This is a genomic window from Streptomyces sp. BRA346, assembly GCF_052851135.1.
This window is the reverse complement of sequence record NZ_JAIWIH010000018.1, coordinates 126,793-150,107: the sequence shown is the minus strand read 5'-3', so window position 1 is coordinate 150,107 and position 23,315 is coordinate 126,793. Positions and strand designations below refer to the sequence as shown.

22 protein-coding genes are annotated in these 23,315 nt (G+C 71.4%); 7 read left to right on the top strand and 15 right to left on the bottom strand.

Annotated features, from left to right (window positions below; all coding sequences use genetic code 11):
* Nucleotides 1-41: 41 nt before the first annotated feature.
* The 3 genes from LCH29_RS21855 to LCH29_RS21845 form a co-directional block, all read right to left on the bottom strand.
* Nucleotides 42-881: a DUF1963 domain-containing protein gene (locus tag LCH29_RS21855; RefSeq protein ID WP_446463429.1), complete on the bottom strand. Its 840-nt coding sequence runs from the start codon at nucleotides 879-881 to the stop codon at nucleotides 42-44.
* Nucleotides 882-999: 118 nt separating this feature from the next.
* Nucleotides 1,000-2,385 carry an IPT/TIG domain-containing protein gene (locus tag LCH29_RS21850; RefSeq protein WP_446463428.1) on the bottom strand — a complete coding sequence of 462 codons (1,386 nt, stop codon included), beginning with the start codon at nucleotides 2,383-2,385 and terminating at the stop codon, nucleotides 1,000-1,002.
* A 516-nt stretch (nucleotides 2,386-2,901) separates the two neighbouring features.
* Nucleotides 2,902-3,348: an ATP-binding protein gene (locus tag LCH29_RS21845; RefSeq protein ID WP_446463427.1), complete on the bottom strand. Its 447-nt coding sequence runs from the start codon at nucleotides 3,346-3,348 to the stop codon at nucleotides 2,902-2,904.
* A gap of 139 nt (nucleotides 3,349-3,487) precedes the next feature.
* Between LCH29_RS21845 and LCH29_RS21840 the strand changes: the two genes are divergently transcribed.
* From LCH29_RS21840 to LCH29_RS21830, 3 genes are read left to right on the top strand one after another with little or no spacing between them, the layout of a single operon-like run.
* Nucleotides 3,488-4,420 (top strand): helix-turn-helix domain-containing protein, encoded by a 933-nt coding sequence (locus LCH29_RS21840; RefSeq protein WP_446463448.1) that lies wholly within the window; start codon nucleotides 3,488-3,490, stop codon nucleotides 4,418-4,420.
* Between the two features lie 4 nt (nucleotides 4,421-4,424).
* The gene (locus tag LCH29_RS21835) at nucleotides 4,425-4,607 is read left to right on the top strand and encodes a DUF397 domain-containing protein (RefSeq protein WP_446463426.1); all 183 of its coding nucleotides are present in this window, start codon (nucleotides 4,425-4,427) and stop codon (nucleotides 4,605-4,607) included.
* A gap of 3 nt (nucleotides 4,608-4,610) precedes the next feature.
* Nucleotides 4,611-4,814 carry a DUF397 domain-containing protein gene (locus LCH29_RS21830; RefSeq protein WP_446463425.1) on the top strand — a complete coding sequence of 68 codons (204 nt, stop codon included), beginning with the start codon at nucleotides 4,611-4,613 and terminating at the stop codon, nucleotides 4,812-4,814.
* 51 nt (nucleotides 4,815-4,865) lie between these two features.
* Here LCH29_RS21830 and LCH29_RS21825 read toward each other — a convergent pair whose 3' ends face one another.
* Together LCH29_RS21825 and LCH29_RS21820 are read right to left on the bottom strand one after the other, a co-directional pair.
* Nucleotides 4,866-6,032 carry an alkaline phosphatase PhoX gene (locus tag LCH29_RS21825; RefSeq protein ID WP_446463424.1) on the bottom strand — a complete coding sequence of 389 codons (1,167 nt, stop codon included), beginning with the start codon at nucleotides 6,030-6,032 and terminating at the stop codon, nucleotides 4,866-4,868.
* Nucleotides 6,033-6,237: 205 nt separating this feature from the next.
* Entirely contained in the window at nucleotides 6,238-6,624 is a 387-nt protein-coding gene (locus LCH29_RS21820; protein ID WP_446463423.1) for a glycosyl hydrolase, read from the bottom strand.
* Between the two features lie 130 nt (nucleotides 6,625-6,754).
* Here LCH29_RS21820 and LCH29_RS21815 point away from each other — a divergent pair, with 130 nt between their 5' ends.
* Nucleotides 6,755-7,678: a GNAT family N-acetyltransferase gene (locus tag LCH29_RS21815; protein WP_446463422.1), complete on the top strand. Its 924-nt coding sequence runs from the start codon at nucleotides 6,755-6,757 to the stop codon at nucleotides 7,676-7,678.
* A 24-nt stretch (nucleotides 7,679-7,702) separates the two neighbouring features.
* On the opposite strand, the gene LCH29_RS21810 is transcribed toward LCH29_RS21815, so the two are convergent.
* A complete protein-coding gene (locus LCH29_RS21810) occupies nucleotides 7,703-8,443 on the bottom strand; it encodes a VOC family protein (protein ID WP_446463421.1) in 741 nt (246 codons plus the stop codon).
* 56 nt (nucleotides 8,444-8,499) lie between these two features.
* Nucleotides 8,500-9,378, bottom strand: a complete 879-nt coding sequence (locus tag LCH29_RS21805; protein WP_446463420.1) for an NAD(P)H-binding protein — start codon at nucleotides 9,376-9,378, stop codon at nucleotides 8,500-8,502.
* 95 nt (nucleotides 9,379-9,473) lie between these two features.
* Between LCH29_RS21805 and LCH29_RS21800 the strand changes: the two genes are divergently transcribed.
* Entirely contained in the window at nucleotides 9,474-10,184 is a 711-nt protein-coding gene (locus tag LCH29_RS21800) for a TetR/AcrR family transcriptional regulator (RefSeq protein WP_446463419.1), read from the top strand.
* Nucleotides 10,185-10,217: 33 nt separating this feature from the next.
* Here LCH29_RS21800 and LCH29_RS21795 read toward each other — a convergent pair whose 3' ends face one another.
* The 6 genes from LCH29_RS21795 to LCH29_RS21770 all read right to left on the bottom strand — a co-directional run bounded on the left by LCH29_RS21795 (nucleotide 10,218) and on the right by LCH29_RS21770 (nucleotide 16,518).
* The gene (locus tag LCH29_RS21795; RefSeq protein WP_446463418.1) at nucleotides 10,218-10,457 is read right to left on the bottom strand and encodes a hypothetical protein; all 240 of its coding nucleotides are present in this window, start codon (nucleotides 10,455-10,457) and stop codon (nucleotides 10,218-10,220) included.
* Nucleotides 10,458-10,471: 14 nt separating this feature from the next.
* Entirely contained in the window at nucleotides 10,472-11,365 is an 894-nt protein-coding gene (locus LCH29_RS21790; protein WP_446463417.1) for a carbohydrate ABC transporter permease, read from the bottom strand.
* A complete protein-coding gene (locus LCH29_RS21785) occupies nucleotides 11,362-12,729 on the bottom strand; it encodes an ABC transporter substrate-binding protein (RefSeq protein WP_446463416.1) in 1,368 nt (455 codons plus the stop codon). The genes LCH29_RS21790 and LCH29_RS21785 overlap by 4 nt, the downstream gene beginning before the upstream one ends.
* A 133-nt stretch (nucleotides 12,730-12,862) precedes the next feature.
* Entirely contained in the window at nucleotides 12,863-13,858 is a 996-nt protein-coding gene (locus LCH29_RS21780; protein ID WP_446463415.1) for a chitinase, read from the bottom strand.
* Nucleotides 13,859-14,021: 163 nt separating this feature from the next.
* A complete protein-coding gene (locus LCH29_RS21775) occupies nucleotides 14,022-14,735 on the bottom strand; it encodes a response regulator (protein WP_446463414.1) in 714 nt (237 codons plus the stop codon).
* Nucleotides 14,736-14,898: 163 nt separating this feature from the next.
* Nucleotides 14,899-16,518: a sensor histidine kinase gene (locus tag LCH29_RS21770; RefSeq protein ID WP_446463413.1), complete on the bottom strand. Its 1,620-nt coding sequence runs from the start codon at nucleotides 16,516-16,518 to the stop codon at nucleotides 14,899-14,901.
* Nucleotides 16,519-16,682: 164 nt separating this feature from the next.
* Between LCH29_RS21770 and LCH29_RS21765 the strand changes: the two genes are divergently transcribed.
* Nucleotides 16,683-18,125 (top strand): cation:dicarboxylate symporter family transporter, encoded by a 1,443-nt coding sequence (locus LCH29_RS21765; RefSeq protein ID WP_446463412.1) that lies wholly within the window; start codon nucleotides 16,683-16,685, stop codon nucleotides 18,123-18,125.
* 132 nt (nucleotides 18,126-18,257) lie between these two features.
* Here LCH29_RS21765 and LCH29_RS21760 read toward each other — a convergent pair whose 3' ends face one another.
* On the bottom strand, nucleotides 18,258-18,452 hold the full coding sequence (locus LCH29_RS21760) for a hypothetical protein (protein WP_179936868.1): 195 nt from the start codon (nucleotides 18,450-18,452) through the stop codon (nucleotides 18,258-18,260).
* A gap of 144 nt (nucleotides 18,453-18,596) precedes the next feature.
* On the opposite strand from LCH29_RS21760, the gene LCH29_RS21755 reads away from it, so the two are divergent.
* Nucleotides 18,597-21,824: an AfsR/SARP family transcriptional regulator gene (locus LCH29_RS21755; protein WP_446463411.1), complete on the top strand. Its 3,228-nt coding sequence runs from the start codon at nucleotides 18,597-18,599 to the stop codon at nucleotides 21,822-21,824.
* Here the strand turns inward: LCH29_RS21755 and LCH29_RS21750 are convergent.
* Nucleotides 21,817-23,247 carry a glycoside hydrolase family 16 protein gene (locus LCH29_RS21750; RefSeq protein ID WP_446463410.1) on the bottom strand — a complete coding sequence of 477 codons (1,431 nt, stop codon included), beginning with the start codon at nucleotides 23,245-23,247 and terminating at the stop codon, nucleotides 21,817-21,819. The genes LCH29_RS21755 and LCH29_RS21750 overlap by 8 nt on opposite strands.
* Between the last annotated feature and the right edge of the window lie 68 nt (nucleotides 23,248-23,315).

The window sequence follows — 23,315 nt, the reverse complement described above, 5'->3', positions numbered from 1 at the left end:
GCCTGTGCGATGCGAACGCCCTTTGCCGTGGCGGGGTCCGTTCACCAGATGTCCGGGGTCGGGATCGCCCGGGTGAAGTCTCCGGCCCGCAGTGCCTCGGTGGGGATCGACCAGTGCATCCAGCCGCCGTCGCCGCCGAGGTACCACTCGCCCTGCCCGGACAGCTGGAGCAGGTGGTGGTAGAGGTTCGGGTCGTCGTCGTCCGGCAGCATCGGGGAGCTTCCCGTCGGGAATTCCGGTCGGCCGAAGGCGATGTCCTCGGAGTCCAGGGCGCCCGGCCGCTCCGACCAGTCGGTCAACAGGCCGTGGATGGAGGTGTCGGGCATGGCCCGGGCCATGTCGTCGGCGTCGGGCCCCGGGTCGAGGGTCTTCCAGGCGGGGTCATAGGTGTCGGGGAAGGCGAACCCGGGCGACGCCGCCCACGGCACCGGGTCGAAAACGCTCGCCCGGGCGGGCGGGGCCGTCTCGACGGCGCGCGTGGCGCGCGCCGCGATCACCCGCCCCACCTGCGGGTCCATGAAGTCGTACGTCAGCGACAGCTCCATGGCGGCCGGGTCGGCGTCCTCGGAGTCGCTGTCGAGGGAGAAGAAGTTGAGCAGGCCCGTCCCGGCCGGGAGCACGCCGTCCAGCCAAGGCGCCAGGGCGTCGGTGTCGAGGACGGCGAGCAGGCTCAGCGGAAAGCCGTCGCAGGTCGGCCAGGCCGTGCCCGGTTCGAGCATGGCCCGCCCACCGAACCGGCTGTGCCCGGCGGCCTCACCCGGCCCGGCCTCGGTAAGCGCGAACCCCGGCCGGGCGAGGCGGACGAAGCGGTCCGCGAGGTCCGCGCCGAGACGTTCGGCGCAGAAGTCGCGCAGGGCGGTGAGCGTGGCGTTCGGTTCCATGCGGAGGATTCAAGCAGCCGGGTGTGACACCCCCGAGACGCAGCAGGGTTACCCCCGTCGGTCACCCCGCTGGCGGCGTCCTGGGATGAAGCCACGGCGGGCCCGCCGTGCCGGAGTCTCAGATGGGGTTGTAGACGAGGGGGGCGGTGGTGGTGGCGGCGGGGTGGCCGGGGGAGCCGGTGAAGGTGGCGGTGTAGTGGTTGGCGGTGATGAGGGTGGGGAGCACGGTGGTGTTGGTGAGGGTGGCGGTGCCGCCCACGTCGGTGGTGGCGGTGCCGAGGGTGACGGGGCCGGTGACGGGGTTGGCGGTGAAGGTGATGGTCTGGCTGGGGATGGGGGCGCCGGAGACCTGGTCGGTCAGGGTGGCGCTGAGGGTGGGGATGTAGAACTGCCCGGTGGTCAGGTTGAGCCGGATGACGGCCGGGGTGGCGGTGAGGGTGGTGGCGGCGGCGACGTAGGTGTAGCCGCCGGGCAGGCTGGCGCTGCCGATCTGGTTGGTGACGGTGACGGTGGCGAGGCCGGGTGTGCCGGGCGGGGTGGTGGCGATGAGGGCGGTGCCGGCGAGGTTGTAGAAGAGGTTGGTGGCGGGCTGACCGCCGATGGTGACCGTGGCACCGAAGAGATCCGTGCCGGTGATGGTGACCTGTGTGCCGCCGGCGGCGCTGCCCTGCACCGGGCTGATACCGGTGAGCGTGGGCGGCGCGAGCACACCGACGTTGTTCTCCAGGCTGTTGACGACGTAGACGCTCCCGTTGGGCGCGACCGCCACCCCGACCGGGCCGTTTCCGACGGGGATCGTGGTGATGACGGTGTTGGTGGCCGTATCGATGACCGACACGATGTTCAATACGTCGTTGGTGACGAAGGCGTGGCCGTTCGGTGTGAACGCCACCTCGCGCGGATCGCCTCCGACGGGGATGGTGGTGATGACGGTGTTGGTGGTGGTGTCGATGACCGAGACGGTGCCCGAGCCGCGGTTGGCGACGTAGGCGCGTCCGTTGGGCGCCACCGCCACCCCGGCCGGGGAGTTCCCGACCGGGATGGGTGAGCCGAAGACGGTGTTGGTGGCGGTGTCGATGACCGACACATCGTTGGTGAGCTGATTGGCGACGTAGGCACGCCCGTTGGGCGCGACCGCGATCCCCCGCATATAGGTTCCGACGGGGATGGTGGTGATGACGGTGTTGGTGGTGGTGTCGATGACCGAGACGGTGCCCGAGTCGCGGTTGGTGACGTAGACGTGTCCGTTGGGCGCGACCGCCACCTGGAACGGGGAGAGTCCGACGGGGATGGTGGTGATGACGGTGTTGCTGGTCGTGTCGATGACCGACACGACATTCGCGCCGAAGTTGGCGACGTAGGCGCGCCCGTTGGGCGCGACCGCCACTCCGCGTGGGAAGTACACGACGGGGACGGTGGCGATGAGGGTGTTGGTGGCGGTGTCGATGACCGACACATCGCTCGAGCCCTCGTTGGTGACGTAGGCGCGCCCGTTCGGTGCCACCGCCACAAAGATCGGGCTGCTTCCGACGGGGATGGTCGTCTGGGCTGCCAGTGATGCCGTGACTGTGGGCCGCGGTGTGCTCGCGACCGCTGTGAGGGCGGCCGGTGCCGGCAGCGCGGGCAGTGAGAACGGTGGTGCGATGGCGTTCATGTGAAAGCCCCCTTCAAGGGTACGGGCGGGGGCCGTGTGGCCTGCGGTCGGCAACGCTGAGCAGCGTCGGCCGAGGCCGGAACCTCCCCGGAGGGGACCCATGGGGCGGCCACGGGGTCATGCACCACCGGCACGCGGCGGGCCGCCGACTCCGAGGAGGGTGGGCGGCCCGCCGAATCAGTTCACCCGACGTATCCCCCGCGCGCCACCACACCAGACATGCCGTCTCGAACCATCGGTGGCACCAGGAGCGTTGTGGGGGTGCGTGATGCCCGGCATTCCCCTTCGCGCGCGCCCCGCCCGCATACACGGAACCGTGGTGGAGCCCGGCGCCCCCTCGTCGCTCTCCGGAATCCATTCGCCTCGTTACGGCTCGTCCGAGCATCGGCCGGTAGCGCGCGAGCTGGTCAGATCCAGCTCGGCCCAGATTTCCTTGCCGACGGTGCGCTCGCGTACGCCCCAGCGGTCGGCGAGCGCGCGGACGATGAGCAGGCCACGGCCGTGCCGGTCGTCCGGGGACGGCTGCCGGGGCCGGGGCAGGCGTTCGCCCCTGGGGTCGGCAACGGCGATGCGCAGGCTGGTCTTGGTGAGGGTGAGGTGGACGCGGAACAGTCGCCCGGGAACGTGGCCATGCCGTACGGCGTTGCCCGCCAGCTCGGAGACGATGAGCGCGGCGTCGTCGGCGAGGGCGGGGTGGCCCCACTCCGCGACCATCCGCGCGGCGTGCTGCCGGGCGCGGGTCACGTTTATCGGCGTCGGGACGTAGTCGATGCGGTCCTCGTGGACGACGGGGTCTTGGGGTGCGATCGGCATCGCGTACCTCCGTGCGGGCAGGGCGGAGCGGATCCGCCAACTGGTGCCCCTGTGCGAGCGGTTCATCACGGAAGGTAGCCCCGTGGCGGTGATCAGTTCAACTCAACTGAGGAAAATTCAACCGATCTCGGTTGCGAGGGTGCGCCCTCGCGCATCAGACTGGCGGCATCTCACTGAGGAGAGGTGTCTGGTGACAGAGGGTCAGTCCACCCAAGCGAACAGCACGTCAAGCGTCTTGGGGCGGAGGTTGGGCGGCGAGCTGATGAGGCTCCGGACCGCAGCGGGCTTGACGCAGACGCAAGCGGCGAAGGCGCTCAGCGCTTCGACGGGCAAGGTCGCCAAGATGGAGGGCGGCTGGGTACCGATCCGCGACCCGGATATCCGCGCCTTGTGCACGTTGTACGGCACCAACGACCCCGCGACCACCGGCGGGCTCTTGGAGCTGGCGCGCATCGACCGCGAACGCCGCAAGGCCAAGGGCTGGTGGAATGACGCCGCGCTCACCGGAACCATGAGGGAGTACGTTCCGCTGGAGAGTGCCGCTACCGCGATCAAGGCGTGGCAGGTTTCGTTTATCCCGGGCCTGCTCCAGACCGTCGGCTACGCGCGCTCCTTGCGTCGTGTGACCGTTCCGGAAGAGCACCCGGACCGGACGGAGGAGTTCGCCGCCTCCAGAGCTGCGCGGCAGCGCAGACTCTCGGGCGAGTCGCCACTCTCCCTCTGGGCGGTCATTCCGGAGGCGGCGCTACGCATTCCCGGGGCCGAGCCTGAGGTGGCGCGGGAGCAGTTGTTGAGCCTCCTTGACTGGGGAGAGCGGCCGAATATCGCCATCCAGGTACTCCCGTTCAGCGCCGGACTTGTCGCGGGTCTGACAGGCTCTTACAACGTCCTCTCGTTCGCAGCACCTGGAGCCATGGACGTGGTCTACATGGAGCTGCCGTTCTCCGAAATGTGGGTGGAGGGTGGCGATGGTGCCGCGCAACACGCAAAACTGTTCGACGAGACTGCGAGGATTGCCCTCTCCGAGGCCGAGTCCCGAACTTTCATCGGGGCGCTGATCAAGAAACCGTGAGCTCATGACGACCTTCGATTTCCACAAGTCGAGCTACAGCAACGGAACGCAGGAGTGCGTTGAGGTGGCTACGAACGTGCCCGGCGCCGTGGCGATACGCGACTCCAAGAACCCGGACGGGCCGATACTCCGTTTCACGCCTGCCGCATGGGCGGACTTCCAGAGCGCGGTTGCGCGGGAGGGGTGAGCGGTGGCCAGGTTGATGTACCGCAAGTCCAGCTTCAGCACTGCTGATCGTGAGTGCGTTGAGGTGGCCACCAACATGCCCGGCGCCGTGGCGATACGTGACTCCAAGAGCCCCGGCGGGCCGATACTCTGCCTCACCCCCGCCGCCTGGGCGGACTTCCGGGGCGCCGTCGCCGCCGGACGGATCGAGGCGGCACCTCGGGCGTGAGCGAATGGTTGGGCGGCACCGCCGCGCCGCCCAACCATCACCGCATCAGGATCAGGCCGTGGCGCGGAACGGCCCGGTGACCTCGTAGGTGATGCCACCCGAGGAGCTGCCCGTCGTACCGCGCTGGCTGGAGAAGTACAGCCGCTTGCCGTCGGGGGAGAAGGCCGGGCCGGTGATCTCCGAGCCCGACTGGCCGGAGATGCGCAGGAACGGCGCGACGATGTCGTCCGGGGTGATGATGCAGATCTCCATGTTGCCGCCGTCCTCGGCGATGAACAGGTCGCCGGAGGAGGAGCCGGTGACGTTGTCGACGCCGGTCAGCGGGGCGGGGCCGGGGTTGACCAGGCTGTCGTCGTAGGCGAGTTCGTAGGTGCCGTTGGCCAGGTTGAGCTGCCAGACGCGGTTGTCGCCCTTGGTGGTGAACCAGACGGTGTCGTTGGCGTAGTGGCAGCCCTCGCCGCCGTTGAAGATCTTGGCGGCCGAGACCTGGTCGCGGGTGGCGGTGGGCGAGCCGTCGGGGTCGGGCACGTTCGCCCAGCGATACGACCCGGAGGTGGCGGTGCCTGCGACCAGCACCTGGAGTTGGCCGGAGGACAGGTTGCCCCAGGTGGTCGGGATGAACCGGTAGAAGCAGCCGTCCGTCTCGTCCTCGGTCAGGTAGATCACCCGGCGCACCGGGTCGGCGGCGGCCGCCTCGTGCTTGAACTTGCCCATGGCGTCCCGGCGGACGGCGGCGTCACCGCCCCACGGGTCGGTCTCGTAGACGTAGCCGAGGGACACCTCCTCGCAGGACAGCCAGGTGTTCCACGGGGTCGCGCCGCCCGCGCAGTTCTGCCGGGTGTTGGACAGGATGCGGTAGGCGCCGGTGATGGTGCCCGAGGCGTTGAACTTGACGGCGCTCGCGCCTCCACTGGGGTTGATCTCCGAGTTGGAGACGTAGATCCAGCCCGTGCCGTCGGCGAAGCAGGCGCCGCCGTCGGGGGCGCTGTGCCAGGCGTACGAGGTGCCCGGCACCGTCTGGCCGGACCGGGCGATCACCCGGCTGGTGAAGCCGCTGGGCAGCGCGATGCCGTTGGCGTCGGCGGCGAGCAGGGCACCGTACGGGCCCGGGCCCTTCTGGGCCGGGGCCGCGTAGGCGGCGCCGCGCATGAGGGTGCCGCCGAAGGCGGCGGCGGACGCTCCGATGACTGCTCCGCGCAGGAAGACGCGACGTTCCACAGCTACTCCTTCATCAAAGAAGGTCGATGGATGGCTAATTGGGCAACGCCGACTGGTCACGGAGAAGAACCTAGGACCGCCGCACCTGGCCGATCAGGTCCTTGTAGGCGAACTCTTCACGGCCAACCGGTGAGTCGGTGCCGGGTGAGCGCGCCAGAGGCCCGTGGCGTCTGCTCTGGCAGATGCCACGGGCCATACGCAGAGGTCACCACCACCTGGTGCAGGCGACATCCGGATAGTTGCTTGCCTTGCCGCAGGCCCGCATCAGGTTGCCCTTGTTGTTGAACGCGTCGGTGTGGTTGCTGCCGCCCGTGTTGATTTTGGTGACGCTGAGCTGCGTCCAGGTCCGGCCGCGGTCGAAGCTGCGGTCGACCCACACCAGGTCGCCGGGGGAGCCGAAGATCCGGCCCCAGGCGCAGGTGCCGTTGTACCGCAGCTCGATGCCGCGGGAGTGGGTCGAGGCGGACGCGACCGTCCGGGCGTTGTTGGTGTTGCAGCCTTCGGCGGCCTGCGCCGGAGTCACGGTGGTGAGCAGGGCTCCGGTGAGCCCGGTTGCGGCGAGGGCTCCGAGGAGAGTCTTGCGAGCGCGCATGTCTGACGTCCTTCCGGTTGAGTGAATCGCTCATGCAGCGACAAACCGGGTGTACCGCGAGCGCGCCGGGACCGGTCCCGTCCCGCGGAATCCGATGGCGCGACGCCGCGCAGGCGTCAAGAATCGCCGGATGCAGGAAGTGAAGCTGTCCGACGGGGTCGTCACGCTGTCCCCGCTGCACCTGGAGGACGCGGAGGCGCACCTCGCGGGGGAGGACGAGGCGCTGGTGCGCTGGCTCAGCGGCGGTCGCAGCACGCTCCAGGGCATCGCGACGTACTTCCGGCACTGCCGGGAACAGTGGGACACGGCCGGTCCGCTCCGCGCCTTCGGCATCCACACAAACGCAGACGCGGCACTCGCGGGGACGATCGACCTGCGGTTCACCGCCGAGGGTCTGGCCCCCGGCCAGGTGAACATCGCGTACGGCCTCTACCCGTCCTGGCGGGGCCGCGGCCTGGCCACCCGCGCCGTCCTCCTGGCCACCCGCTACGCGGCACAAGAGGGCGGGAAGGAGGCGGTGATCCGGGTGGAGCCGGAGAACGCCGCGTCCGCCGCGGTCGCCCGGCGGGCGGGGTTCACGCCCAGTGGACACACGCGCGGCCAGGACGGGACACGGCTCGACTGGTACGTACGGGACCTGCGCGTCCAACCCTCGGAGGGATCCCACTGGCTCCGGCGCCACACCGCCCGGTGGCACCGTTTCGCGCGGGTGACCGTACGGGTCGTACCGGCGGCGGGGGAGACGACCGTCGAGATCGGGGACGATCCGTACGGCTGGCTTCGGACCGCCTACGGGCCGGACGCCCTGCCGTACGCCAACGACGGCGGCCTTCGTCAGGAGGCGGTCGACGGGGTCCGGTACGCCGTGGAGCGGCTCGCCGCCCCGGGGCCGCCGCTCCGCGTCACCGTCACCGAGATCATGGACTACCTCGTGGACACCGGGCCCGGCGACGTGAAGTACGCGGCGGCCTACGCGCTCTGGGACGCCCTGGGCGTCGAGCCTCCCGTCCATCCGTACATCGACGAGGACGGGACTCCCGTCTTCCCGGACTGATCGCGGACGGGCCGCCGCAGGGCGTCAGAGCGGGGTGAGGACGCAGAACTCGTTGCCCTCCGGGTCGGCGAGGACCGTCCACCGCACGTCGCCCTGGCCGATGTCGAGGTCGGTGGCGCCGAGGGCGCGCAGCCGGTCCACTTCCGCCGCCTGATCGTCACCGGGGTACGGCCGGAGGTCGAGATGGATGCGGTTCAACCCGGCCTTCGGGGCGTCGGGTGTGCGGAGGAACTCGAGATACGGGCCGAGCCCCTCGGCGGAGCGCATCACCGCCTGATCGTCGGTCACCTCGTGCACGGTCCAGTCCATCGCCTCGCCCCAGAACCGGGCCATGGCCCGCGGATCCGCGCAGTCGACCACCACCGCGGCCATCGGCCCGGTGTCCCGGTAGATCTCCCGGGGCTCCAGCACGCAGAACTCGTTGCCCTCCGGGTCGGCGAGGACCGTCCACGGGACGTCGCCCTGGCCCACGTCGGCGGGCGTCGCGCCGAGCGCCTGGAGGCGCGCGACCAGGTCCGCCTGATGGGCCGCGGAGGTGGTGGCGAGGTCGACGTGCACCCGGTTCTTCACCGTCTTGGGGTCCGGGACGGCAAGAATGTCGATGTAGACGGCGCTGGGGTCGGGATAGGCGAGGCCTTTGGGCTCCAGATTGGTCACGCCGGGCCCCTCGCTGGACATACCCCAGTCGAGCGCCTCCGCCCAGAACCGGCCGAGCGCCGAGTCGTCCCGGGCCTTCATCGCAATCTGCACCAGCCGCGTCGCCATGGCGCAGATCCTATGTCCGTGCCGCGCGCTTCGGGTTTGATTTTCCGGCCGGGGCGTCAGCCGGTGGCCAGGGTGCGGCCGAGGCTCGCCTTCAGCACGTCCGCCAGCGTCACCGTGGGCCGTCCGAGCAGGCGGGCGAGCGTGGGGTCCGCCGGGGCGAAGTCGCCCCGGCGGCTCGCCGCGAACAGGCCGACGAGCAGGTCGGCCCGAGCCTCCGGCAGGCCGTGGTCCAGCAGGTGTGCGCGGTATTCGGCGTCGGAGACGACGACCCTGCGGACCGGGCGGCCCGTCAGCCGCGTGGCGAGCGCCGCGATACCGGCCAGGTCGATCGCCTCGGGACCGGTGAGGGCGGGGGTCTGCCCGTCGAGGTCGTCGCCGCCCGTGGTGAGGGCGAGCGCCGCCGCGTCGGCGAGGTCGGCGTGGTCGGTCCAGGCGACCGGCCCGTCCTCGGGCGCGATCAGTTCGCCCGTGTCGAGCGCGGCGCCGAGCAGCATCACGGCCGAGGAGGCGTAGAACCCGTTGCGCAGCGCGGTGAAGGGGACGCCGGACGCGCGCAGCGCGGCCTCGGTGGCGGCGTGGTCGGGCATCGGGGCGAAGGGGGAGGCGGGGTGCGCGCCCATGTGGCTGGTGTAGACGATGCGGCCCGCTCCGGCCGCCGCCGCGGCGTCGACGGCCGTGCGGTGCGCGCGCAGGGCCGTCTCGCCGGTGGCATCCGTGGAGACGATCAGGACCTGTGAGGCGCCCTCGAAGGCGTGGGCGAGACTCGACGGGTCGGCGAAGTCGCCGCGGCGGACGCGTACGCCCCGGGCGCCGAGGTCGCGCGCCTTCTCTACGTCGCGCACGCTGACGCCGAGCTCCTCGGCGGGGACGCGTTCCAGCAGCCGCTCGGCGACCGCGCGGCCGTACCTGCCGTTGGCTCCGGTGACGATGATCATGAGGCTCTCCCTGATCCGATGTTTCCAGTGATAACGGATGGAGCGTATCATCGGAAACAGATAAGCGATAACGCGAAACTGTTATCGTTGGAAACATGGAGAACGACGACGTCACCACCGCGGACGGAAACCGGGAGCGCATCGTCGCGGCGGCCGCCCGACTGCTGGCCGAAGGCGGGACCGACGCGGTGTCGACCCGGGCGGTGAGCGCCGCGGCCGGGGTGCAGCCGCCGACCATCTACCGGCTCTTCGGCGACAAGCAGGGTCTGCTCGACGCCGTCGTCGCCCATGGCTTCGCGGCCTACCTGGCCGACAAGACCGCCGCGGAGCCCACCGACGACCCGGTCGCGGACCTCCGCGCCGGATGGGATCTCCACGTCGGCCTCGGCCTGGCCAACCCGGAGCTGTACCTGCTGATGTACGGCCAGCAGCGCCCCGGGTCGTCGTCGCCCGCGGCCCTCGACGCCTTCGACGTGCTCGCCGGGCACATCCGGCGCATCGCGGAGGCGGGCAGGCTGCGCGTCCCCGAGGACCGGGCCGCGGCCCTCGTGCACGCCGCCGGATCCGGTACGACGCTCGCGCTCATCGCCACGCCCGAGGAGCGCCGCGACCCGGAGCTGTCGCACACCGCCCGCGAGGCGGTCCTCGCGGCGATCACCACCGACGCCCCCGCCGCTCCCGAACCCGGGCCCGCCGCGGCCGCCGTCACGCTCCGCGCCGCGCTGCCGCGGACCGACGCCCTGACCGCGTCCGAAAGCGCCCTCCTGCGCGAGTGGCTCGACCGGATCGCGAGCCGGGCCCGCTGATTCCGGGCCGCTGGATCCGCGCTGTGACGCGCGTCACCGGAACTCACCCGCCCCCGGCGGCCAGTTGAGAGTGTGACCACAGATGCGCGAACCCGGGTACGGGCCGGGCAGATGCCCGCGGAACAACAGGCGGGCTGACGCGATGCCGTCGAAGAGGCCGTCGAAGACCGCCACGGCGGCGGTGTGCACCCTGCTGATCTCGGCGGTGCTGACGGGGGCCGCGCTCGCGGCCCCCGGGTCCGGCTCGGGCGTACGGACGGAGGGCCCCGCCACCACCGACAGCGGGCTCAGACCTCCTCGCGCATCAGCCGCAGATACACCACCGAGAACGCCGCCCCCACCAGCAGCAACAACAGCGCCACCGCCGTGCCGTAGCCGATCAGGGATTTGTTGAACGCCTGGTCGTACATGAACACCGGCAGCGTCTGGCTGCGGTTGCCGGGGCCGCCGCGGGTCATGGCCCAGATGAGGCCGAACACTGACAGCGTCTGCAAGGTGTTGAGCATCAGATTGGTGCCGATGGAGCGGCGGATCATCGGCAGGGTGACGTGCCAGAAGCGGCGGAGACCGCCCGCGCCGTCGACCTCCGCCGCCTCGGTGATCTCCTGGGGGATCTCCGACAGGGCGGCGGAGTACACGAGCATCGAGAAGGCCGTGCCGCGCCAGACGTTGGCGAACGACACGGCGAGGATGGGCAGGGTGTACAGCCAGTTCTGGGACGGCAGGCCCAGCCCGTCCAGCAGCGCGTTGAGCGTGCCCTCGCGGCGGAAGAAGGCGTACAGCAGGAAGCCCGCGACGATCTCGGGGACGACCCAGGCCGCGACCACGATCGCCCCGATCAGCGTGCGCACCGGCTTGGACGCGCGCCGCATCAGGGCGGCCAGGGCCAGGCCCAGGGTGTTCTGGCCGAGGAGGGAGGAGACGACCGTGAAGACGAGGGTGAGGACGACCGCGTTGCGGAAGTCGTCGTCCCCGAACGCGCGGCGGAAGTTGGCGAGGCCGGTGAACTCCGTGGTGGAGGTGCCGGTCAGCTGCATGTTGGTGAAGGCGATGTAGCAGCAGTACGCGATGGGCCCGCCGAGGAAGAGCAGCAGCAGGACGGTGGCCGGGGCGAGCGGGAGCCAGCGCGGGGGGCGGCGGCGACGCCCCCCGCGGACCGGGACGGCGGGCGCGGTGGTCATCCGCCCACGGCGCCGTCGGTGACGGACTTCAGCTGCTCGTCGTAACGCTTCGCGGCGGCGCCCGGCGAGGAGTCACCCGCGGTCGCCGCCTCCATGGCCTCGCCGATGGCCGAGGACACCTGCGGGTAGACGGGGAGCGCCGGGCGGTAGTGGGTGTACTTCACCAGGCCGGTGAAGAAGCGGATACCGGGCATGGAGGAGAGGTATTCCGGGTCCTGCGCGACGTCCTTCCGGACGGCGATCTGGGCGTTGACGATGTCCCACCGGACCGCGTTCTCCTTGGTCTGGAACTGTTCGATGAACTTCCAGGCCAGGTCGGGGTTCTTGGACTTCGCGCTGATCGCCCAGGCCCAGCCGCCGGACATGCTGACCTTGCCGGGTGCCTGGCCATGCTCGGTGGGCATCGGGGCCTGGCCGAGGGTCTTCGACCACTCGGGCCATGGCTTGCCGCCGGTCTTCAGCCAGTTCTGGCCGAGCCAGGAGCCGTCGAGGGCGATGGCGAGCTTGCCTTCGGGGAGCCATTCGCTGAAGACGGTGGTGCCGACGTTGGGGTCGAGGGCGTCGGAGATGTCCGGGCCGAGCTTCTCGCCGTACACGGTCTTCAGGAACGCCAGCGAGTCCCGGAAGCCCTGGCCGCCGGTGACCCACTTCTTCGTCTTCGGGTCGTAGAGCGGCTCGTCGCCCGCCGCGCCCGTCCCGTACAGCAGCATCTCGAAGCCCTGCATGACGGACGTCTCGCCCGGGGCCTTGCCGGTGTACACGTTGAGCGGGGTGACGCCGGGGACCTTCTTCTTGACGGTGCGGGCGGCCTCCAGGATGTCGTCCCAGTTCTTCGGCGCCCAGTCGGCGGGCAGCCCGGCCTTCGCGAAGATCTCCTTGTTGAACCACAGCCCGCGGGTGTCGGTGCCGTCCGGGACGCCGTACGTCTTGCCGTCCTCGGCCTTGGCCGCCGTCTTCGCCGTGTCGACGAACTGGTCCCAGCTCTTCCACTTGGCCAGGTAGTCGTCCAGCGGCCGCAGATAGCCCGCCTTGATGTCCGCGTTGATCCGGAAGGTGTCCTCGTAGACCAGGTCGGGGGCGGTCTTCGGGGACCGCATCATCTGCTGGACCTTGGTGGCGTAGTCGTTGTCCTGCGCCTGGATCGGGATCAGCTTGACCTTCTTGCCGGGGTTCGCCTTCTCGAACTGCTTCTTCACCGCGGCGAGGTGGTTGTCCTTGAAGCGGATCTTGTTGTCGGTGCTGCGGTTGTACGCGACCTTGACGGTGTCCGGATCACTGCCCGAGCCGCCACCGCAGGCGGTGAGCCCGGCGGTGGCGACGAGGGTGGCGGCGGTGAGGATCAGTGTGGCGGGTGTGGGGCGCACGGCACGACCTCCTTGCCGGCCTCTATGGCCTGCGGGCCGACCGTAAGGTCGCCTTCAACGCAAGGTCAATCCCCGTGTAGCGGGGTGTGGTTGGCGTACCGGGCGCTCGAAAGCGGGTTCAGTGGAGGGAAGTTCAGCCCGTGTAGCCCGCGAGCGCCTTCGTGAAGTCGTACGTCCCCTGGTTGATGCCGCTGCACGCGTCCGCGTCCGTGCCGGAGCCGCACTTGCGGTCGCGGTTGAGGGACCAGAAGCTGACCCGGGCCAGGTGGTGGCTCTTGGCGTACGAGATCATGGAGTTGAAGTTCGCCAGGGTCACCGTCTCGCCCGCGACGTCCGTCTTCCCGTTCATCGAGGAGAAGCCGACCTTGCGGTAGGCGGCGTCGGAGGAGAGGCCGTAGGCGCTCGCGACGGTGTTCTTGAGTCCGTCGACCGCCGTCCTGGTGGCCGCCGCCATGTCGACGGAGCCCTGTCCGAAGTCGAACGGCATGACCGTCCAGCCGTCCACGTCGAGCCCGGCCCTGGCGCCGCGCTTGACCAGGTCCGTGCCGTTGGCGTCGGGCCCGGTCGTGGTGGTGCCGAAGGTGACGTAGACCTTGATGCCGCTGTTCTTCTGCTTGACCGTCTTCAGCGCGTCGATCACCCGCTGCCGGACCGTCGCGTTCTCGAACTCGGTCGATTCGATGTCGATGTCGATCGCCTTGAGCCGGTACGCGTCGATGACCTTCTGATACGCGGTGGCGAGCGCGGAAGCGGACGAGCACTTCTCGCCGAGCTTGTTGCCGCTCCAGCCGCCGAAGGAGACGGTGACGTCGCCACCGGCCGCGCGGATGGCGTTGATGGTCGACTGGTCGGTGCCGCCGGTGAGGGCGCGGGAGCCGTCCCACTTGGGGGTGCAGCCGCCGTCGGAGAGCATGAACGCCATCGTGAACTGCGTCGTCCGGGTCGCCGACATCACGTCCGTGGCCTTGGGCGGACTGCCCCAGCCGAGGTAGAGGTACGGGCCGGTCTGGCCGATGGCCGCGGCCGCCGTGGCGTGGGGCGAGGGGGTGGCCTGGGCGGTGGTGGCCGCGCCCGTGGTGAGCAGGGCGACCAGCCCGGTGGCCGCGGCCAGGGTGCGTCTGTGATGCATGACGGGCGTCCTCCTGGGGGGTGAGGGGAGGGGTGCGGCTGAACGCTAGCGAGTCGCCATGACCGCGACAAGACGCCCGGATAGGAAACTTTCCTAATGGTCGCTCCGCAGGATTGCCCCATGCTCGCCGAGGCAGGCGCTCAGTGCCCGCCCAGGCAGGCGGTCAGTGCTCGCTGAGCCAGCGGTAGACCAGCTCCGGGCGGCCTATCGCCCCGTAATGCGGCGCACGGTCGGCGCGGCCCGCCTCCACCAGGTGTTCCAGATAGCGGCGCGCGGTGATCCGGGAGATCCCGACCGCCTCCGCCGTCGCCGCCGCCGAGATGCCGCCCTCGGCGGCGCGCAGCGCCTCGGTGACCGCCTGGAGGGTGGCCTGGGTGAGCCCCTTGGGCATCGACGCGGGCTGCGGTGCGCGCAGGGCGGCCAGCGCCCGGTCCACCTCGTCCTGCCCGCTGGCCTCGCCCGCGGTCGACCGGAACTCGGCGTACCGCTGGAGCCGGTCGCGGAGGGTGGAGAAGGTGAACGGCTTCAGTACGTACTGGACGACCCCGAGTGAGACCCCGTCCCGGACCACGGCGAGGTCCCGGGCCGAGGTGACGGCGATGACGTCCGCCCCGTGCCCGGCCGCGCGCAGCGCCCGCACCAGCTGGAGGCCGTGCCCGTCGGGGAGGTAGAGGTCGAGCAGGACCAGGTCGGTGGGGGTGCGCTCCAGCAGCCGCTGGGCGTCACCGCCGGTGCGCGCGGTGCCGACGACGGCGAATCCGGGGACGCGCTCGACGTACATCCGGTGCGCGTCCGCCGCGACGGGGTCGTCCTCGACGACGAGCACCCGGATCGGCTCCGGGGTCGGGGTCGCCGAGTTCGCCTGCGGCGGGCTCATGGTCGGGTTTCCTCTCGGGGACAGGGCGGGGTGCGGCGGGGCATGCCGGGGGCCGGGCAAAAAGCTCGGGGGCCTAATTTACGGAGCGTAATGAAGAGTGGCCAGGGTTACGGCCCTGTGAATCCGTCGGACGTGGTCATCGGTGCCCGCCCGGCCCGGGTGCTCATGAGGTGGGGGCCGCGGTGGCGAGCGGCAGCCGGACGGTGAACTCGGCGCCCGAGCCGGGCGCCCCGGCCACGTCCACGGTGCCCGCGTTGCGCCGTACGGCCTGCTGGACCAGGGCCAGCCCCAGGCCGCGGCCCGACGACTTGGTGGACCAGCCGCGGCGGAACGCGTCCTCGGTCGCCGCCGGGTCAAGACCCGCGCCGGTGTCCGCGATGTGCAGGGTCAGCTCGCCGTCGTCCGCACGGACGGCGACCGTGACGCGGGCGCTGCGGGCGGCGCCGCTGCCGACGCCTTCGGCGGCGGCGTCGATCGCGTTGTCGACCAGGTTGCCGACGATGGTCACCAGGTCGCGGGCGGCGAGGCCGGGCGGCAGCAGACCGTCGTCGATGCGGCTGTCGGGGGTGAGGACGAGTTCGACGCCGCGCTCGCTGGCCTGGGCCGCCTTGCCCAGCAGCAGCGCGGCCAGCACGGGTTCGGCGACGGCCGCCACCACCTGGTCGGTGAGCGCCTGGGCCAGCTCCAGTTCCGCGGTCGCGAACTCGACCGCCTCGTCCTCCCGGCCCAGCTCGATCAGCGAGACGACGGCGTGCAGCCGGTTGGCCGCCTCGTGGGCCTGTGAGCGCAGCGCCTCGGCGAAGCCGCGTACCGAGTCCAACTCGCCGGACAGCGCCTGGAGCTCGGTGTGGTCGCGCAGCGTGACGACCGTGCCGCGCTGCTCGCCGCTGCTCACCGGGGAGGTGTTGACCACCACGACCCGTTCCGCGGTCAGATGCAGTTCGTCCACGCGCGGCTCGGCGGCCAGCAGGGCGCCGGTGAGCGCGGTGGGCAGGCCCAGCTCGGAGACGTAGGCCCCGACCACGTCCTCGGGCAGCCCGAGGAGTTCCCGGCCGCCGTCGTTGATGAGCGCGATCCGCCGCTGCCCGTCCAGCATCAGCAGTCCCTCGCGCACCGCGTGCAGCGCCGCCTCGTGGTAGTCGTGCATGCGGCTCAGCTCGGTGGCGTTCATACCGTGGGTGTGGCGGCGCAGCCGGGCGTTGATGACGTACGCGCACAGACCTCCGGCGGCGAGCGCACCGGCCGCGACGGCGAGCAGCGCGAGGAGCTGGCGCCGCACCTGGGCGCTGATGGTCTCCACCGTGATCCCGGCACTGACCAGCGCGGTGATCCGGCCTCCGGCCCGCGCGTCGCGCACCGGGGCGATCACCCGCACCGAGGCGCCGAGGGTGCCGGTGTAGGTCTCGGGGAAGATCCGGCCCCGCAGCGCGGGCTCGATGTGGCCGAGGTAGCGCTCCCCGATCCTGTCCGGATCGGGGTGTGTCCAACGGATACCGCGCGGGTTCATGATGGTCACGAAGGTGACGCCGGTGTCCCGGCGCACCTTCTCCGCGTACGGCTGGAGCCGGGCACTGGGGTCGTCGGTCCGTACGGCGTCGGCCACCGAAGGGGAGTCCGCGACGGCAGCGGCGGCGGCCGTGGCCTGGCTGCGCGCGGCGACCGTGGCCTGGTCGCGGTCGGTGATGTACGCGAAGACGGCGCATCCCGTCACCAGGGCGGCGACCAGCACGACCTGCATCGCGAAGAGCTGCCCGGCCAGGCTCCGCGGGTGGGGGATGTGCATGTCCATCAGTCTGCACACGCATCTTTGTGTGAACGAAATGAACGGAAGGGTGACCCCCGTCACAGCCCTGGGGCATAGTCGCCGGAACCGTTCAAGGCGGTGTGCGAGCCGCACACGGTACAGCGCCGGGACAGTTGGACGGCCGAAGAGAAGGAGGCAGCACCGTGGCTGCGGAGATCACGCCGCCCGCATCGGGACGCAACGAGCCGGAGCGGCCGAAGGCGAAGAAGGAAAAGATCCACTACCTCTACCTCGCCGTCATCGGCGCGGTGGCGCTCGGGATCACCGTGGGCTTCGCCGCCCCCGACACGGCGGTCGAGCTGAAGCCCATCGGTGAGGGCTTCGTGGACCTGATCAAGATGCTGATCTCGCCGATCATCTTCTGCACGATCGTGCTCGGCGTCGGCTCGGTACGGAAGGCCGCCAAGGTCGGCAAGGTCGGCGGTCTCGCGCTCGGCTACTTCATGGTGATGTCGACCGTCGCGCTCGGCATCGGCCTGATCGTCGGCAACATCCTGGAGCCCGGCAGCGGGCTGCACTTCAGCCAGGAAGTGGCGAAGGCCGGTCAGGACCAGGTCGACAGCGCTGCGAGCGAGGGCCTGTCCGGGTTCGTGCTGAGCATCATCCCCACCACCTTGCTCTCCGCGTTCACCTCGGAGCAGGTGCTCCAGACCCTGTTCGTCGCCCTCCTCGTGGGCTTCGGCCTCCAGGCCATGGGCACGTCCGGTGAGCCGGTGCTGCGCGGCATAGGCCACATACAGCAGCTCGTCTTCAAGCTGCTGTCGATGGTCATGTGGCTGGCCCCGGTGGGCGCCTTCGGCGCGATCGCCGCGGTGGTCGGAGAGACGGGTCTGGACGCGCTCAAGGCGCTCGCCGTCATCATGATCGGCTTCTACACCACCTGCTTCCTCTTCGTGTTCCTCGTGCTCGGCACGATCCTGCGCCTGGTGGCCGGCGTGAACCTGTTCCTGCTGCTGAAGTACCTGGCGCGGGAGTTCCTGCTGATCCTGTCGACGTCCTCCTCGGAGTCGGCGCTGCCGCTGCTGATCGCCAAGATGGAGCACGCGGGCGTCAGCCGTCCCGTCGTCGGCATCACCGTGCCGACCGGCTACTCCTTCAACCTGGACGGCACCGCGATCTACCTGACCATGACGTCGCTGTTCATCGCCGACGCCATGGGCAAGCCGCTCGCGATCGGCGAGCAGATATCCCTGCTGCTGTTCATGATCGTCGCCTCCAAGGGCGCGGCCGGTGTCACCGGCGCCGGTATGGCCACCCTCGCGGGCGGCCTCCAGTCGCACCGGCCCGACCTGGTCGGCGGTGTCGGCCTGGTCGTCGGCGTCGACCGCTTCATGAGCGAGGCCCGCGCCCTCACCAACTTCGCGGGCAACGCGGTCGCCACCGTCCTGGTCGGCACCTGGACCAAGGAGATCGACAAGGACCGGATGAAGGAGGTCCTCGCCGGACGCCTCCCGTTCGACACCGCGGCCTTCGCGGCGAACGGCGGCGGCCACGGCCCGGCCGCCGACGACTCCGAGGACGCCGACACCAAGGCGCTCCCCGAGCAGCGTGACGGTGACACGGCCAAGGAGCACGTGCCTGCCTGACCCCTCATGCCCCCGCGGCCCTGCCCTCCTGAATCGGGGCAGGGCCGCGGTCGTGTTTTTTTGTCAGGGTAGGGGTGCCCCGCGTCCTCCCCCCGTGGCAGGACACGGGACACCGGCACAGGGAAGGGCCGGTCAGCCCTCTCCGTCCGCCGCCGGACGAAGCTGTTCCGGGAGCGCGGTCCATTCGGGGCCGCCGTGCCGGGGCTTGATCCACGCGATGTTGCCACCGGCGTCGATATACGCCACGCGGCCGATGGTCTCGCGCTCGATGTCGTAGACGAGATCGCCTATCCGGGGTCTGCGGCGAGTGTGTCCGGCCGTGGTCATGACGCCAGCGTCCTACGAGCCGCTGATGTACGGCTGATGCCTCGCTGACCTGGCCCCGTGGGTAGGCTGCGGGATTGTCACATGAATCTCTGGTACCGACGGGGGCAGCGCGTGGACGGGACCGGGTTACGCCTCTTGGGGCCCGTGGGGATATGGCGGGACGACCAGCTGCTGGGCCCGACCGCCGCGCAGCAGCGTTCCGTTCTGGCGATGCTGCTGATGGAACCGGGCCGGGTGGTCTCCGTCGACCGGCTGGTCATGGCCATCTGGGGCGAGAACCCGCCGGGCTCGGCGCGCAACGCCGTACAGGTCCAGATCTCCAAGCTGCGCCGCATCCTCGCCGCCCTGCCCGACACCGAACTCACCACCTCCGCCAAGGGCTACTGCCTCACCACCCCGCGCACGGCCGTCGACCTGCACAGGTTCCGGGACCTGGTGCGCGAGGCCCGCAACGAGCACGACGACCGGGCCGCGGAACTGCTGCGCGCCGCACTCCAGTTGTGGCGCGGACCCGCGCTCGCCGATGTGGCGGGCGGCTGGCTGTCCGACACCGTCGGGGCCGGTCTGGAGGAGGAGCGGCGGGCCGCGGTGGAGGAGTGCGCCGCGCTCGACGTACGGGCCGGGCGCCACCACGAGGCCGTCGCACAGCTGTCCGCGCTGGTCGCCGAACACCCGCTGCGCGAGCGCTCGGTGGCGCTGCTGATGGAGGCGCTGTGCCGGTCCGGGCGCCGGGCCGACGCCCTCGCGCTGTTCCGCGCCACCCGGCAGCGGTACGCGGAGGAGCTGGGCATCGAACCGGGGGAGGAGCTGCAACGGCTCCACCGCCAGGCGCTCGAGGCGCGCAGCGGATTCGGGCTCGTGCCCGGGCCGAGGGCCGGGCGGAGGACCGGGCCCGTGCCCGAGGGCCGCGCCGGGTCCGGGGCGGGGTACGCGTCCGGGGCCGGGCATGCGCCTGGGGACGGCGCGGGGTCCGCGGCCGGGCGCGAGGCCGGGGCCCGTACCGCTCCCGGGGCCGGGTACGACCCCGGGGCACGGCCCGGGTCCGGCGCAGGGGATGCCGCCGGGTCCCGCCCCGGTCCCGGGGACTGGCATGCGCCCGGGGAGCGCGCCGGGTACGCGTCCGGCGCTGGGCATGCGCCTGGGGACGGCGCGGGGTCCGAGGCCGGGCACGTGCCCGAATCCCGGCCCGCGTCCGGCACCGGGCACGCCGCCGGGGCCGGGCACGCGGCCGGGCCCGGGACCGCGGGAGCCGCCGGGCACCCGGCCGAGCCCCGTACCGCCGCGGAGGCCGCCGAGGCGGGCAGGATGGCCGCCTATCCCGGAGCCATCCCCCAGCAACTGCCCCCCGACGTCGCCCACTTCAGCGGACGCGAGCGCGAACTCGCCGGACTGGACGCCCTGCTGCGCACCGGCGCCGCCACCGTCGGCCGGTCGCCGACCGCCGCCGTGATCGGGGTGATCGCGGGGAGCGGCGGCCTCGGCAAGACCACCCTCGCGGTGCACTGGGCGCACCGGGTCCGCGACCGCTTCCCCGACGGGCAGCTGTACGTCAACCTGCGCGGCTTCGGCCCCACCGGCTCCGCGATGACCGTGGCCGAGGCGGTCCGCGGCTTCCTCGACGCCTTCCAGGTGCCCGCGCACCGCATCCCCGCCACCGTGGAGGCGCAGACCGCGCTCTACCGCAGCCTGCTGGCCGACCGCCGGGTGCTGATCCTGCTCGACAACGCCCGCGACGCCGAGCAGGTGCGCCCGCTGCTGCCCGGCTCGCCCGGCTGTCTGGTGGTGCTGACCAGCCGTAACGAACTCACCGGCCTGGTCGTCGCGGAACAGGCCCGGCCGCTGCCGCTGGATCTGCTCGGCCGGGCCGAGGCGCGCGAGCTGCTCGTCGGCCGTATCGGCGCCGAGCGTGCCGCCGCCGAACCGCAGGCCGTGGAGGACGTCGTCACGGTGTGCGCGGGGCTGCCCCTCGCGCTCGCGATCGTGGCCGCCCGGGCCGCCACCCACCCCCGCTTCAGCATCGCCGCGCTCGCCGATGAGCTGCACGACGCCCGCGGCAGCCTGGACGCGTTCGAGGGCGGGGACGCCACCACCGATGTCCGGGCCGTGTTCTCGTGGTCGTACCACACCCTCGGTGACGACACCGCCCGGCTGTTCCGGCTGCTCGCCGTCCACCCCGGCCCGTACATCGCCGCTCCCGCCGCGGCCTCCCTCGCCGGGGTGGGCCTGTCGCAGGCGCGCAGGCTGCTGGGCAGGCTCACCCGGGCCCATCTGATCGCCGAGCGCAGCCCGGGCCGGTACGCGTTCCACGATCTGCTGCGCGCGTACGCCATGGAGCTGACCCAGGAGTACGACTCGGCGGACGACCGCCGGTCCGCGCTGCACCGGGTGCTCGACCACTATCTGCACTCCGCCGTCGCCGCCGGGCGTGCCTTCACCCCGCACCGGGAGCCGATCGCCGTCGCCCCGGCGCGGTCCGGTGTCACCGTCGAGACGTTCGACGAACACGCCCAGGCGCTCACCTGGTTCACCCTGGAGCACCCGGTGCTGATCGCGGCCCTCCAGCAGGCCGCGGACGCCTCATTCGAGACCCACGCCTGGCAACTGGCCTGGTCGCTCATGGAGTACCTGGACCAGCTCGGTCACTGGCACGACCAGCGCACCGTCCACCGCATCGCGCTCGGCGCCGCTCACCGCATCGCCGATCCGGCCGGGCAGGCCTACGCCTGCCACGGGATGGGCCTGGCCGATCTGCGGATGGGGCGGTACGACCGGGCCCGCGGCCATCTGCTGCGCTCGCTCAACCTGCACGGCGAGGTCGCCAACCACATCGGCCAGGCCCGCATCCATGTCGCGCTCAACATGACGGCCGAGCGCCAGGGCCGGGACGAGGAGCTGCTGTACCACGCCCGGCGCTCGCTGGAGCTGTACCAGGTGGCCGGTCACCGCAAGGGCGAGGCGTACGCCCTCAACAACCTGGGCTGGGCGTACGCCAGGCTGGGCGACTTCCAGCAGACCCTGGTGCACTGCGCCCAGGCGCTCGCCCTGCTGCGGGAGGCGGGCGACGGGCGCGGGGAGTCGGCCGCCTGGGACAGCCTCGGGTACGCCCACCACCACCTCGGCGACCACCAGCAGGCCATCACCTGCTACCGGCACGCGGTCGCGCTGCGCCGCACCCTGGACGAGCGGGTACGGGAGGCCGAGTCGCTGCACCGGCTCGGTGACGCCCAGCGGACCGCCGGGGACCTGGCCGGGGCGCGGATCAGTTGGTGCGCGGCGCTGAGCCGCTTCGACGCCCTCGGCCACCCGGACGCGGACCGGGTACGGGACGAACTCGCCCGGCTGGGCGAGCCCGAACCCGATAGCACTAGTTGAAGGGGATGCGGACGAAGGACTGGTTGCCGGTGCCGAGGGTGCTGGCGCCGTTGCCGATGGCGTTCCACACCTCGACCCGGACCTTGCCGCCCGTCATGTTGCCGAGCGAGCCGGTGGCGGATTTGAGGCCGCGGGCCTGGGTGTAGTGCTCGTAGCCCGGCACCGGATCGGTGGCGAAGTACTGGTAGGTCTCGGTGCGGTCCCAGCTGCCGTCACCCGTGAGGTCGTAACTGACCCTCACCTGCTGCCCGTTGGCGACGGTCGTGCCCGCGTCCACGAACAGGTCGAAGGCCGTCGAGCCGCCGCTGTACGTCCGGGTGATGCCGGACGAGGTGAAGGTCTGCGGCTGGTACGGCGTCCCGTCGTGGTTGGCGCCGCCCGCCGGGGCCAGGGTCGTGGCGGTCGCGGACGAGGAGGCCGCGCCGAGGGCGCCGCCCGTACCCGGGTAGAGCGTGGCGGAGCCGGTGCCGGGGTCGGTGCCGCCACCGCCGCGGGTCCAGACCGCCACGTAGTCGACGAGCATGGGGTGGCCGGGGACGGTGGCCGCGGTGGGCGTGGCCGAGCCGTGGACGCCGTTCGGGAACGCGCCGCCCATCGCCACGTTGAGGAGCAGGAAGTAGCCCGCGTGGTCGGTCATGTTCGACCAGGTGGTGGCGTCGACCTGGCTCTGGCTGATGCTGTGGAACTGCTGGCCGTCCACGTACCAGCGGAGCTGGTTCGGGGTGGTCGAGCGGTCCCATTCGAAGCGGTAGGTGTGGAACGCGGACTGGCAGCTCGACCCCGGGCAGGCGCGGCTGGCGCCGAGGCCGGTGCTCTCGTTGCAGGCGCCGCCGGGGTTCACGCCGCAGTGCAGCACGCCCCACACGGAGTCGATCCCGTTGACGTTCTCCATGATGTCGAACTCGCCGATGCCCGGCCAGTTCTGGTAGTTGCCGCGGTACGGGCTGCCGAGCGCCCAGAAGGCGGGCCAGTAGCCGAGGGCGGCGGTGCCGGTGACGTTCGGCATCTGGATCCGGCCCTCCATGCGCAGCACCCCGCCGGCCGGGGCCTTGAAGTCGGCGCGCCTGGTCTCGATGCGGGCCGACGTCCAGTTGCCCGAGCCGTCGCGGAGCGGGGTGATGCGGAGGTTGCCGCTGCCGTCCTGGCTGAGGTTGCTCGTGGAGTCGGTGTAGCGCTGGATCTCGCCGGTGCCCCAGTTGCCGGGGCCGCCGGGGTAGCTGTAGCCGGTGTCGATCTGCCAGTTGGCGGCGGAGGGGAGGGTGTTCGCCGCGCCGGTGAAGTCGTCGCTCCACTGGAGGGTCCAGCCGGTGGGCGTGGGCGGCGCATCGGCCCGTGAGGACGTGGCGCCGAGGAGGGCGACGGCGGTGGCGGCGAAGGCCGCCACCGCCGATCTGAGGACGGATCTGTGTCTGCGGGGGCGCATGGACGTACCTCCTGAAGGGGGTGTGAGAGCGCTCTCACACTCTCTTTAGGCGTGTCCACGTCAGTCGT